9 protein-coding genes are annotated in these 13,028 nt (G+C 52.1%); 6 read left to right on the plus strand and 3 right to left on the minus strand.

Features of this window, described 5'->3' with window-relative positions; translation table 11 throughout:
* Window positions 1-8: 8 nt before the first annotated feature.
* On the minus strand, window positions 9-713 hold the full coding sequence (locus O3S68_RS17875) for a GNAT family N-acetyltransferase (protein ID WP_269232118.1): 705 nt from the start codon (window positions 711-713) through the stop codon (window positions 9-11).
* Between the two features lie 531 nt (window positions 714-1,244).
* On the opposite strand from O3S68_RS17875, the gene O3S68_RS17880 reads away from it, so the two are divergent.
* Genes O3S68_RS17880 through O3S68_RS17895 form a run of 4 tightly spaced genes read left to right on the plus strand, consistent with a single transcriptional unit; the run spans window position 1,245 to window position 8,501 of the window.
* Window positions 1,245-3,170 carry a type VI secretion system Vgr family protein gene (locus tag O3S68_RS17880; protein WP_020455631.1) on the plus strand — a complete coding sequence of 642 codons (1,926 nt, stop codon included), beginning with the start codon at window positions 1,245-1,247 and terminating at the stop codon, window positions 3,168-3,170.
* Window positions 3,170-3,589: a DcrB-related protein gene (locus tag O3S68_RS17885; RefSeq protein WP_017458296.1), complete on the plus strand. Its 420-nt coding sequence runs from the start codon at window positions 3,170-3,172 to the stop codon at window positions 3,587-3,589. Before O3S68_RS17880 ends, O3S68_RS17885 begins: the two co-directional genes overlap by 1 nt.
* 2 nt (window positions 3,590-3,591) lie before the next feature.
* Window positions 3,592-8,160: an RHS repeat-associated core domain-containing protein gene (locus tag O3S68_RS17890; RefSeq protein ID WP_269232119.1), complete on the plus strand. Its 4,569-nt coding sequence runs from the start codon at window positions 3,592-3,594 to the stop codon at window positions 8,158-8,160.
* Window positions 8,160-8,501 carry a hypothetical protein gene (locus O3S68_RS17895; protein ID WP_269232120.1) on the plus strand — a complete coding sequence of 114 codons (342 nt, stop codon included), beginning with the start codon at window positions 8,160-8,162 and terminating at the stop codon, window positions 8,499-8,501. Before O3S68_RS17890 ends, O3S68_RS17895 begins: the two co-directional genes overlap by 1 nt.
* Window positions 8,502-9,168: 667 nt before the next feature.
* On the opposite strand, the gene O3S68_RS17900 is transcribed toward O3S68_RS17895, so the two are convergent.
* Window positions 9,169-9,768 carry a DUF4291 domain-containing protein gene (locus O3S68_RS17900; protein ID WP_269232121.1) on the minus strand — a complete coding sequence of 200 codons (600 nt, stop codon included), beginning with the start codon at window positions 9,766-9,768 and terminating at the stop codon, window positions 9,169-9,171.
* A 611-nt stretch (window positions 9,769-10,379) separates the two neighbouring features.
* Between O3S68_RS17900 and O3S68_RS17905 the strand changes: the two genes are divergently transcribed.
* Together O3S68_RS17905 and O3S68_RS17910 are read left to right on the plus strand one after the other, a co-directional pair.
* Window positions 10,380-10,853, plus strand: coding sequence for a hypothetical protein (locus O3S68_RS17905; protein WP_269232122.1), 474 nt, complete (start codon window positions 10,380-10,382; stop codon window positions 10,851-10,853).
* 336 nt (window positions 10,854-11,189) lie between these two features.
* Window positions 11,190-12,167 carry an AEC family transporter gene (locus O3S68_RS17910; RefSeq protein WP_269232123.1) on the plus strand — a complete coding sequence of 326 codons (978 nt, stop codon included), beginning with the start codon at window positions 11,190-11,192 and terminating at the stop codon, window positions 12,165-12,167.
* A gap of 17 nt (window positions 12,168-12,184) precedes the next feature.
* Here O3S68_RS17910 and O3S68_RS17915 read toward each other — a convergent pair whose 3' ends face one another.
* The gene (locus O3S68_RS17915; RefSeq protein ID WP_269232124.1) at window positions 12,185-12,979 is read right to left on the minus strand and encodes an SDR family NAD(P)-dependent oxidoreductase; all 795 of its coding nucleotides are present in this window, start codon (window positions 12,977-12,979) and stop codon (window positions 12,185-12,187) included.
* Window positions 12,980-13,028 lie beyond the last annotated feature (49 nt).

Below are 13,028 nucleotides of genomic sequence, written 5' to 3' on the forward strand. Positions count from 1 at the left end.
TGGCGCTATCAGTAGCGGCGGAATGAAGAGAGTTTATGCAACTGGCGACCACGACCGTCAAAGTTATTCTCGTTCAGCCAGCCATTCATCATTGAGGAGAGACCCGACCATTCGCGCACGGTAATTGAAAACACCGTAATATCGCTCAGTCGTCCTTTACGGATTTTCTTTTCGCGCAAAATCCCTTCTTTCACAAAACCAATGCGTTCCGCCGAATGAATCGCATCCGCGTTATAACTGCCGGTGCGCCATTCACATCTGCGATACTTCAATTGATCGAAAAAGTAAGACAAAACAAGATAAAGACTTTCAGTACTCATACGGGTTCTTTTCATTAACGGCGTCCAGTTAACGTCGCCAATATCGAAAGAACCATTTTCCTGATCGAATTTCCCGGTATAGAAAATGCCTTTTATTTGCTTATCGGCTTTATCTTGTACCGCGAAATAGATTCTGTCAGGACGTGACGCGAGATTTCTGAGATAGGCATAACATGCGGTCATATCTTTCGGCCGGGGATCTTCAAGATAAGTCCAGTCCCGGTCATCATCGATGCTTTGCCATTCCGGGAAGAGATCTTCCGCGTGATCCACGACAAGCGGTACAACGTCGCAGTAACGGCCTTTAAGCGAAATTTTTTCTGGCAGCGGGCGTTTTGTCCAGTCCTGGATTTCCTGACCAATGCGCTGTCCATACTGATTAAAAAATTCCATTATCCCCTCCTGATTATTACGAATTTAATCCTGCTTAACTTTTATTTAATGGGTGTTAAATGGTAATGATGTATAGAGCTATATTTTATCGGCATATAATTATGAGACTTTATATAATCACGGAAATAATATAACGGCGGGTGTTTTAAAAACTTATACTGCTTTTCATCTGGCGTGTCTGCGCTTTCGCGTGAAAGTGGGATAATAATCGCGAAACAGATATTGCATAATTTAACTTAGCCTTTTTGAATAACACGGCTGCAACAGCGCAATAGCAATTTAGCGGCATGAGATTTGGCCTAAGCGTCATTTTTTAGCGATTATTCAGTGTCTGCTTGTAAAAAAATGACTCTTTTTTTAGTAGGTTAATCGCGGATTAGGATAATTCCTGGCATTTCTTGCCGCGAAAAACCAGACAATATTGATCTTTTTGTTTACAGCAATCGTGCGGTAGCTTTTTCTCAAACCCGTAACGTTAAACTTCTGGACAGCACCCGGAATCGTGCATGTCCCTACGTCAGGATCCGATTTATGAGCAATCGAATTACTGTTCAGTTACCCGTCGATGGACTGCTTTTCTGGAAAATCTCCGGACGGGAAGCGCTGTCCGAAGCCTTCACCTTTAACCTGCAGTTGCTGGGCACCGACGCGCGAATGGACCGCAGCACGCTGCTGGGTAAATCGGTGACTGTCGCAATACCAACACAAACGCTGACCGGCGCGCCGCGCTACCTTAACGGCAAAATCACCCGCGTGGCGGTGAGCGCCGTTGAGCTTTCCGGCACCCGTTATGCGGTGTATCAACTCACCGTCGAGCCGGATCTCTGGCCGATGAAGCGCGACCGCAATCTGCGTATCTTCCAGGGCCAGACAGTACCGCAAATCGTCAAAACCCTGCTCGGCGAATACCAGGTCAACATTGAAGACAAACTGACCGGCAGCTATCGCACCTGGGACTACTGCGTGCAGTACCAGGAGAGCAGCTTTGATTTCATCAGCCGCCTGATGGAGCTGGAAGGCATCGCTTACCACTTCCGCCACGAAGCGGACAAACACACGCTGGTGCTGACAGATGCGGCGACTCAGCATGATCCCTTCAGCGGTTACGAAACCATCCCTTATCACCAGACCCCTTCCGGTGGCAGCACCGATGAAGAAGGCATCAGCCAGTGGGCGCTGGAAGATAGCGTAACGCCGGGGCTTTACAGCCTTGATGACTACGATTTCCGCAAACCCAACGCGTGGCTGTTTCAGGCGCGGCAAAACCCGAGTTCACCCACGCCGGGCACCATCGATGTTTATGACTGGCCTGGGCGCTTTGTCGAACACGGTCACGGCGAGTTTTATGCCCGCATCCGCCAGGAACGCTGGCAGGTGGAGCATCAGCAAATTGAAGGCACGGCGACAGCGATTGGTATTGTGCCGGGCAGTACGTTCCAGTTGACCAATGCGGCGTTCTTTAACGATAACGGCGAGTATCTGGTGACGGCGGCGAACTACTTTTTTGAAGAGAACCGCTACGCCAGCGGCGCTGACAGCGAAACCATTCACCGCATTGATTTCAGCGTTATCCCCTCATCGGTGGTGTTCCGCCCGGCGCAGCAAACCGCGTGGCCGCGCACGTACGGCCCGCAAACTGCGCGTGTTGTTGGCCCGCAGGGGGAAAGCATCTGGACGGATAAATATGGCCGCGTGAAGGTGAAATTCCACTGGGATCGGCTGGCGAAAGGCGATGACACCAGTTCCTGCTGGGTGCGTGTCTCCAGCGCATGGGCCGGGCAGGGCTTCGGCGGCGTACAGATCCCGCGCGTGGGCGACGAAGTAGTGATCGACTTTATCAACGGCGACCCGGACCGGCCAATTATCACCGGACGTGTCTATAACGAAGCGAGTATGCCGCCGTGGGCGCTGCCCGCTGCCGCCACGCAAATGGGCTTCCTCAGCCGCTCAAAAGACGGTTCGGTAGACAACGCCAACGCCCTGCGCTTTGAAGATAAAGCAGGCGAAGAACAGGTGTGGATCCAGGCGGAACGTAACATGGATACGCACGTCAAAAATGACGAGACGCATACCGTCGGCGGTTCACAAAGCGTGAGCGTCACGCGGGATTACACCGGTTCAGTAGCGGGCAAACACACCCAGGCAACGCAGCTTTCGCACGAACAACTGGTTGGCGGCGGCTTTACACAGATGGTGCAAGGGCCGCTGGTGCAGGCTTCTGACAACAGCATTCAGCTGGTGGCGGGGCAATCGGTGCTGACGTTGGGCGCGAACGGCACCGTCACGCTGAAATGCGTGGATTTTCAGATCGATGCTATCGGTTCGGGGGCTATCAACACCGCAGGCCTGCTGGATTTAAACCTGACAAAACCAACAAAAGGTGAAGATGCGCAGCCCACCATTGCGCAGATCCAGGCGGCGGTAAAAGCGGCATTTAATCAAGGGACAGATAAATAATGGCGACGGCGCAATTTGTACTTTCCGAAGGCGAACTCACGCTGCCGGATGCTTACCAGGATCGCAGCATTAACGTGCTGAAGTTTAAAGAAAATAATGCCACGCTGGTGATCACCCGCGCGTGGGATATCAAACCCGGCGACGAAGAGAGTTTCCTGAACCAGCAGCTGGCGAAAGTGAAACGCAGCATGCGCAAAGTGGTGACGGGTGAAACGCAGGACAGCACGGTTGCCGGGCAGCCGGCCCGCGAAGTGTCGCTGCGTTTCGAAAACCAGGGCGCGGTGATATATGAAAAACTCGCCGTGACCCGCATTGACGATCACCTGCTGGTGCTGACGCTCAGCCGTACCATGCCCTTTGATACGGACGCAGATGCGTTCTGGACATCAATCCGTACAGGTTTACAGCTGAGGGCGTAAGGATGACGGATTACATCGCGGCCCGCATTGAAGATCCGCTGGTTCATAGCTCTGCGCTGGCGGATATGGTCAGTGGGCTGGTAGAAGGGGCGATTGTCCTGGGGATCATGTTCGTCGCCGGAACGGGCATTGGCGCCGTGGTGGGCGCGGTGGCGATTGGCGCACTGATGGTCAGCGGCACGCTGGGCAAAATTGGCGATGCGGCCGGGAAAATGGTGGATGCGCTCATCGACCCCGGACCGCCGGATGCGCATATCGTATCCGGCTCGGACGATGTCTTTATCATGAAGAAAAATGCCGCGCGCGCCGCCGCGACGGTAGACAGGGACTATTTACAAAACCTTGCCGCCGCGCCTGCCGATGAGAGCATCGACTGGGCTGCCATCGGCATGTTAGCCCTCGCTGGCGCCGCGGCGGTGATGAAAACCGCCCTGAACCCGAGTGCGGCGCTGCTGGCGGTTGCCGAACGCGCCAGCCATCTTACGCTCGACGACATGAAAAAGTGGGGCTCCAACCTGTGGGAAGATTTGACGCAGCCGATGGTGGAGAGCGCCGATCCGCATGCCACCCCGATGCCGAAAGATAATGTCGACTGCAAAAAAGGGCACATGGTTACCAGCAGTAATTTTGTCGCCCAGGGCTCCAGAACCGTTTTAATCAATAACCAGCCTGCCGCGCGCAACGGCGAGAAAAGTACCTGCGAAGCCGAAATCAAAGTCAAAGAAGATCCGCGCGTGCGCATCGGCGGTGAAACCATTACCGTGCGCGATATCCGCAGCGGCAAAAACCAGCTGGCTTACCTGATTGGTAACCTGCTGGGGAGCCTGGGTATTGGCGCGCTGTCGCGCCTGATCAAAATGGCCTGTGAGCGCCAGCTTATTCGCGGCCTGCTCAAAGAGATCATCTGCCCGCTCGGCGGAATGGCCATTTCACAGGTTCTTACCGCCGCAGCCATCAGCGCGGTGAATACCGCCTTCCCGGTGAACATTCCTACCGGCGCAAAAGTCCTCGCCAAAGAAGAGGATCTCGATTTTGTGCTGCCAGACCGTATGCCGCTTTACTGGCAGCGTATCTATCACAGCCGCAACCGCGCCACCGGCATGCTCGGCACCGGCTGGATGCTGCCGTTTGAAACACGATTGCTGCGCCTGGCCGATAACCAGTTGATCTTCCGTGATATGAGCGGGCGCGAGCTGGGGCTGGGCGAAGTGCTCAGCGGCGATATGATCTCCTACCCGGAAGACGGCCTGAAGCTGTTTTGCAGCCCGAACGGCGCAATGGTTATTCAAACCGGCGACGGCGAGCAGCAGATTTATGAGCCGGATACAACACGGCCCGGCGAGTGGCGTATGCACCGTCTGTATGACCGCCATGAAAACGCTCACTATTTTAGCTGGAACGAACAAGGCCAACTGGCGCGTATCTCCAGCGATAACGAAGCGCTGGACGTGGAGCTGGAGTACGAAGCAACGTTCGGACGACTGCGTGCGGTTTACCAGGTTTACGGCGGCGCGCGCCATCTGCTGGTGTCCTATCGCTATAACGAACAAGGACAACTGATTGCCGTTACCGACGCTGATGATATCGTTACCCGCCAGTTTGGCTGGGATCGCGCCAGCGATATGCTGGCCTGGCACGGCTTTTCGACCGGCTTAACCGTCCATTACCAGTGGCGACCCGCAGCCGATTCCAGCCACTGGCGCGTGAGCGCCTATCAGGTGCATGACGAGCAAGGCGCGGTGCTGGAAAACTGGCGTATCGACGCCGATGAAACCAAACGCTATGCCCGCGTCAGCAACGATGAAGGCGTGGTGAGTGAGCACCACTGGGATGCGCTGTACCGCATCACGGACTACACCGATGTGCACGGCGGCAACTGGCAATTTAGCTGGTCGGGGAAATCCGAGCAGCCGCTTGCGGTGATTCAGCCGGACGGCGGTCGCTGGGAATATGCGTGGGACGATCGCGGCAACATGACGCTGGAGCGCGATCCGCTCGATCGCGCGACGCTGAAAACCTGGCACCCGCTGTACGACTTCCCGCTGACCGAGGTGTTACCGGACGGCGCAAGCTGGCGCTATGAGTACAACCTGGCGGGCGATGTGGTGTCGTTGACCGACCCGGAAGGCGGCGTGACCCGCTTTGAGTGGAACGACCAGGGCGATTTGCTCCGCCGTATCGATGCGCTGGAAAACAGCCACCGCTTCTGGTGGGATGCGCTGGGGCAGTTGATCCGCGAAGAGGATTGCTCCGGCAACCTGAGCCGCCGCCAGTATGACGATGCCGGTCGGCTTGTGCTGACCACCGATCCGATGGGCAACACCGAACGCTATATCTGGAGCCCGGCAGGTCGCCTCAAAACGTTCATCCGCGCCGATGGCCGCGAAACCCTGTTCAGGTACAACAAAGCCGGTCTGTTATGCGGCCAGAGCGTAGATGGCGTCAGCGAGCGGAAAGTGACGCTTAACGCGCGCGGGCAAGTGACAGAAGCTGTCGATCCCGCCGGGCATGTTACCCGTTTCCGCTTTAACCGCGCGGGTCGCCTGGTGACGCTAACCAACGCCAACAACCAGCAATGGCGCTTTGATTACACCGCCACCGGTTTGCTGACGCGCCAGTATGATTACGCCGGGCGGCAAACCGAGTATCAGTACAACGCTCTGCAACAAGTGGCCACGCTGGTGCGCCACCCGGTTAGCGGCAGCAACCTGCCGCCGCAGGTGATGAACTACGAATATGACGCGCTTGGGCGCATGATTGCGCGGGAAACCGAGCAGCACCGCACCGAGTACCGCTATAGCGAACTGGCAACGGAAGTGCGCCGCTATGTCTACAGCGAGTGGCGTCAGGCGGCGATTGATATGCGCGAACCGGAAAACGCAGAAGTGATTGTTTTCCGGCGCAATAAACTTGGCGACCTGGTGAGCGAGGAGAACCACGCTGGCAAATTCGAACACCAGTACGACGCATTAAGTAACCTCAGCGCCACCACGTTCCCGGACGGGCGGCAGATGCAGTACCTGCGCTACGGCACCGGGCATCTGCTGGAGATGCAGCTCGTCTTCGGCGGCAAAACGCTGCCTATTACCGGCTACCAGCGCGACAAACTGCACCGCGAAACCCATCGCACGCTGGGCGCGCTGGAGCTGGAGACGCAGTACGATATCGCCGGGCGCATCACGCAGCGCCGCTGCATGGACAATGTGCGCGACCGGCTGGTCTTCGAACGCCGCTACCAGTGGGATCGCGCCGACCAGATTATCCGCCAGATGTATACCGACGGCGCGCCGCCAACCCCTGCGGAGAAATACCGTCAGTCGCTGTGGGGCTACGACGCGGCTGGTCGCATGACGCAGAGTATTCAGCCAACCGGCGAGGAGCGTTTCTGGTATGACGCGGCGGACAACCGCACCACGCCGGATTTATCGCCGGTGTGGGACAACCTGCTGAAACGGCTGGAGGGCGTGCGCTGGGAGTATGACGGTTTCGGGCGCATGACCGAACGCCACGACAACCATCGCGGCACGGTGCAGCGCTTCAGCTATGACGATGAACATCGCATCAGCCAGGTAATTATTGAGGGCGACGCAGAGTTCACCCGGGCCGAATACCGCTATGACGCGCTCGGTCGCCGCACGGAAAAACAGGTGTGGCGACGCCATACCCGCAACGCGGAACGCACGCAGTACGCATGGTCGGGGCTGCAGATGGTCGGCGAGTGCAGCGACAGCAACCCGGACGCGGCCGTGCAATATATCTACATGGAAAACAGCTACGAACCGCTGGCCCGCGTCGACAGCCGCGGCGAGCGCGCGGAGGTTTACTGGTATCACACGGAGCTGAACGGTCTGCCGGAAAAAGTGACCGACAGCAGCGGCGACGTTGTCTGGCTGGGCGTTTCCACTACCTGGGGACGCAGCGAGCGGGAAAGCAGCAACGTGGACTGGGATGTGCCGCAGAACCTGCGCTTCCAGGGGCAGTACCTCGATCGCGAAACCGGACTGCACTACAACACCTTCCGCTACTACGACCCCTGCGGCGGACGTTACACCCAGATGGACCCGATAGGGCTACTGGGTGGGCTGAATACCTATACGTATGTGGTGGATCCGCTGGTGTGGGTGGATCCGTTGGGGCTTTCGGCCTGTGCGTTTGGTGGTTATTTTAATCGCAAGGGACTAAGACGTGACGTGTACCGAGCCCAGAGACCTGGTAGTTATCACTCAATAAAACATATACAAGCTAAAACGGCGGAAGAAGCAAGATTGTTGAGTTTAGGTAAAGGGGCTCGTAAAGGTGACCCGGAAGCATCATATTTTCCAGAGTTCGCAAAGCAAGTCACGGGTTTTGAAAAGCAGGCTGCATACGATGCGATCAGGAATGGAAATGTCTTTGAACATGGAGGAACGCGTTTCATGTTTTACAAAAACCCGACAGGACCGGTTGGTTACAATGCTGGAAAAATGACCGAGTGGGTCCGTATTGAAATGACGAATACAGGTGTACCTGTAATACATAGTTTCCCTGCTTCGATTGAGCAGGTTGGAAAATACATACCAGGAGCAAAGTGATGACAGATAAAAAAACCAAACTCCAAAAACTAAGAATTCCAACAGGGTGGAGTATTGGAATTAATAACCTATACGAAGTGGACCCTGTTAGTGAGTATATTGATTATTATTATGGATCAGTTCTAATTAGTGGCGATAATAGGTTAATGCGACTCAGTTTTGATTCCCGATATGAGCCTGAAGGTCAGCCTGGAGGAGATTTTATTCTGGTCTTACAACGAAGCGATTATGATAAGAAAGGGAAGCTAACTGGCGTTGAGGTAATAGATATAAAAAAAACTAAAGATAAAAAATTGTTTGTTGAGATGCTAGAACGATTTATGGAGCAAGGGGTCGTTTAAGCCCCTTAAAGGCTCGATATCAAGCTGGCTATTTAAAAAGCTGGCTTGATAAAATATTGAGAGTCTGAATAGTCTGCTGGAAATGTACAGACCATTTTTACGTTGGATGCGGCAGTTGCAGACTAGAGGGAACTTATTCTTGGCGAAATATCTCCCGAAATTATTAAATTGCCATTGAGAGTATTATGTAGGAACAAATAAAGAAGCAAGCATTATTCAAATGCTTGTAAGCGTAATAAAACTAAGTGAACTAGCTTCACAGTTAAGCACTTCAGCGTTGTTCGTATTTATCACTGATGATGATGAAGCAGAAAATATTGAGAACATATCTGCTGATTTAATTAATGATGAGTCAATTAAATCCTATTTTCTTTCGAGATATGACTGATGTTATTTATATTATTCAGTAAATTAATTACTCTAAATGATATGAGTGAAATAAATGCTGGTACGCATGGGATGGTGCCAGCAAGATAATAAATTGAAGATGTATTTTCTTAAAATAATTGATTAATTCAGTTGTGCCGAGGGATTGCTTAATTTTAAAATTAATCTCTTAAAATTTCGGATGGCTTTAATTTCAATATCAAATATATAAAATAGCGTATGTTAAAAACGGCTCATCTGCAGTTTTCATTATATTACATACCATCCTTCTACTTTATATCTAACTTCTCAATCCAATATCATAAACCCGCTCTTCTGGTAACAACGCAAGTGCTTCATTAATGCGCTCACTCTCTACCAATTCATGAATTTTCGCGGCAAGTTCTGTAACATCGGTAATGTTTACAATCCATTTCTGACAGTAATCGGCGACCGCCTGATTGCGTAATCCTATCTGTATCGTGCGGTGCTCCAGTTTGTTCAAACGGATATCACGCTCCGGATCCCACTGGATCACCACATCTGACGCTTTTATTTGGCTTTGCCACTCAGCTTCTTCTGCGCCTGAGTGTCGGTGATGGCTCAAAATTCCCTGATTAAGGATTTGCTTAAACCCGTCATGGGTAAGATCAATTGCCAGAATCCGGTGCTGATTTGGATCTTTCTTTCCCCTGCCGGAACGGTACATCATCCACAGAAAAGAGGGCTTAATCCACGTCATGCGGGTCATACTGAAAGGCGGCGAGACGAAGGTGCCATGCGCAAGCGCGCTGTCTGCGATGGTGTCGGAATAAGCCTGGTAAACGCGGATAAAATCGTTGTTGTAAAATGCTCTTAATTGCTTTTCAGCAGTTAATTCATCTGCCTGGTTTTTTTTCATTATTCGTGTACTCATACTAGGTGAACATATTGCTTGGTCATTCTAGCACAGCGCTTAACGCCGAGGATAAGCACCATACCGAAGCATAAGAATCATTAGTGTTCGAATAATCTCAGTCATAAGCCAACCGCATTTCCAATCTGCTGATGTAACAAATTACATTCACCATAAAAAATATTAATCGACAATCTCTGGCAACGGAAAATGTTGTCGCTCTTAATTATGCCGCTAACTGTTTTGCATTCGATGTGATTGATAGCATAAGCAATGCATACGCCTTTCGGAAATTCCTTATCAGACTTGAAACGCATACCAGTGATAAAATGTGTTCGAAACGTGACGGGTAGACCTACCAATAACCGTAGTTTTTATAATGAAAATATAACGTATACGATTTGTCGTACATTATTTTATGGACATAACAGCCGTTATTCGATGAAAAAATATTTATAAAAGAAAAGCTAATGCATGCGCTACACTGCATAGAAAAGCGCATCCTTTCAAGGAAATGATAAAAGAAATTACTCGCATCTAGTATTGGTTTATCCTGGATTTACTTAATTTTATATATCGTGCATCAGAGATGGTTTAATGGTTACGGAAGGATGTTTATGGTTGACTTTAACGCGGATATTGTGAGCTTTATATCATTAGGTAATGTTCTTCTTGGCGATTCCATTGACCTTTACCTGGAAGATATTTTTAATAATTATACTGTGGAAATTAAGGAGTATTCTCTGCCTGCACCGTCCAGTGAAATCCGGTATGCTTATTCGATACAAAATGGCACGCTAATAATAGTAACCACCACGGATGATATTATTGTTTCAGTCGGCTGCAATGAAAAATATGCCGGAAAATATAAAAATAGATTGTATGCCGGTATAACCATGCAAGAACTTTCTCAGCGTAGTAAAGACCTGCGAATCCTGAATGGTGCGCTGATTGTTGACCAGGACTACGGTCTCTCATTTACGTTGCCGCCACCATATGATGAGATTGCCGATTCCCTTGGGCAAATCCCACAGGATTTATCACTTAATGAAATTTATGTGTGCGATCATTCCGGCTGGATAAACAGATAATAAGCCTCTTTTCGAAAACTCTGTTGATAATGATGTCTGAGACAATATTTTCGCGCTAAAGGCAAACTCAACAGAGTTTTTATATCGATATTAACAACGCCATCGTACCCAGCTAATACACAATACTATTGACCATTAATCGCAGCTGCTTGACCAGGCGACAATCCCTGCAGGCGCATGAATGCAGCAGGCGTTAACGCCAGTGCTGTGAGCCGACATGCTTTTTTCAGCTAAAACCTCAAAGCGGACGTCAGGCACGCTGACGGCGGTGATACCTTCCCCTATACTGCGGAAAACAAAAGAAAATAACCGCTCGCTACATTTACAGGGTAAAGAATGCATACGGCTGAATTCTTCGCGCAGCTCGCGCAACAACTGCTGCTCTCTGCACCGCTTTTTTTATTGATTGCACTGGGATATTGCCTCGGGCGCTTCGCCGGTTGGCCTGAATCGGTTAACGAAGGGCTCAACCGCTTCTGTTTTAACGTAGCCATTCCATGCATGCTGTTCAAAGTGATGAGTAAGTTCTTCGAAAGCCCGCCGGTGGATATGCGGCTGCTGATTGCCTACTTCGGCACCTGTTTTGTTATCTATGTGATTGGGCGCATCGCAGCGAAAAGCCTGTTCCGTATGGACGCGGTATCGGCCTCGGTGTTCGGCCTGGCGGGCATTTTTTCCAATAACGTGATGCTGGGCATTCCTGTGGCCATTATTTTACTTGGCGCATCGAGCCTCTCGTCGGTGGCGCTGGTGCTGGTGTTTAACAGCCTGATTTTATGGACCTTGGTGACCGTGTCGGTGGAGTGGGCGCAAAACGGCAGCTTCTCGGTGCGGGGGATTGGCAAAACGCTGGTGAGCGTGCTGCGCAACCCGATTATCATCGGTATCTTCAGTGGGTTCGCCTGGAGTTTTTTGATTCATCGCCCGCTGCCGCCGTTCCTCGATAGCCCGGTGAGCATGGTGGCGCAGGTCGCCGCGCCATTAACGCTCATCACCCTCGGCATGAGCTTGTCGCGCTACCAGATCCGCAAAGGATTAGCGGAAAGTTTGACCATCTGCTTGCTGAAACTGATGTTGATGCCTGCTTTGATTTGGTTGATTGCCTGGTTGCTGCATTTGCCGCGCGAAGAGAGCCAGGTGGTGGTGTTGCTGGGGTCGATGGCGGTGGGGATTAACGTCTATCTGATGGCGCAAAAATTCCAGGTACTACAGGGCGCGACGGCGACCAGCATGCTGCTTTCCACTCTGCTGTCGACCGTGACCACGCCGCTGTTTATGATCCTGATGACGCATTTCTATCCGAACTGGCCCTGAGGCCAGCCGGAAAGCCGTCAAACGATATCATCTACCACGCCGCCGTCCACGCGCAGCGCTGCGCCGGAGGTGGCGGAAGCCTGTTTCGAACAGACATAGACCACCATATTCGCCACCTCTTCCACGGTGGCGGCGCGCTGGATAACTGAACTCGGGCGATTGGCCATCACAAACTCTTTCGCCAGCGTTTCCAGCGATTTCCCGGTTTTCTCCATCTCCTCTTTCATCATGCCGGCAAAACCGTCTGACATGGTTGGTCCGGGCAGTACGCTGTTAACAGTGACGCCGCTGCCGGCGACAAATTTCGCCAGCCCGCGTGCCAGCGAAAGCTGCGCGGTTTTCGTCACGCCGTAATGGATCATATCCGCCGGGATATTCAGCGCCGATTCAGAAGAGATAAACACCACGCGCCCCCAGCCTTTTTTCACCATTGCGGGCAGCAGCGCACGCGAGAGGCGCACACCCGACATCACATTGGTTTGCCAGTAATTTTCCCAGGTCGCGTCGTCGGTGGCGTAAAAATCCTGCGGGCCGTAAATCCCGGCGTTATTCACCAGAATATCGACCTCGCCGCTCGCTTTCTGCAGCGTTTCCACGCCCTGCGCTGTGCCGAGATCGGCAACGGCGGTACGCAGCTTCACACCCGGTACCTGTTTTTCCAGCGCCGCTTTTGCCTCATTCACCGAACCTTCGCTGCGCCCGTTAAGGATCACTTCCGCGCCGCTTTCTGCCAGCCCTTTAGCAATGGCAAAACCAATACCGCCCGTTGAAGCGCTGACCAGCGCGACTTTACCGTCGAGTGAGATTTTCATTGTCTGCCCCTTATCCAATGGATTTCACAAATGTATTAAGGCTAGCAGT

The organism is Kosakonia sp. SOY2, from assembly GCF_027109175.1.
Classification (GTDB): Bacteria; Pseudomonadota; Gammaproteobacteria; order Enterobacterales; family Enterobacteriaceae; genus Kosakonia.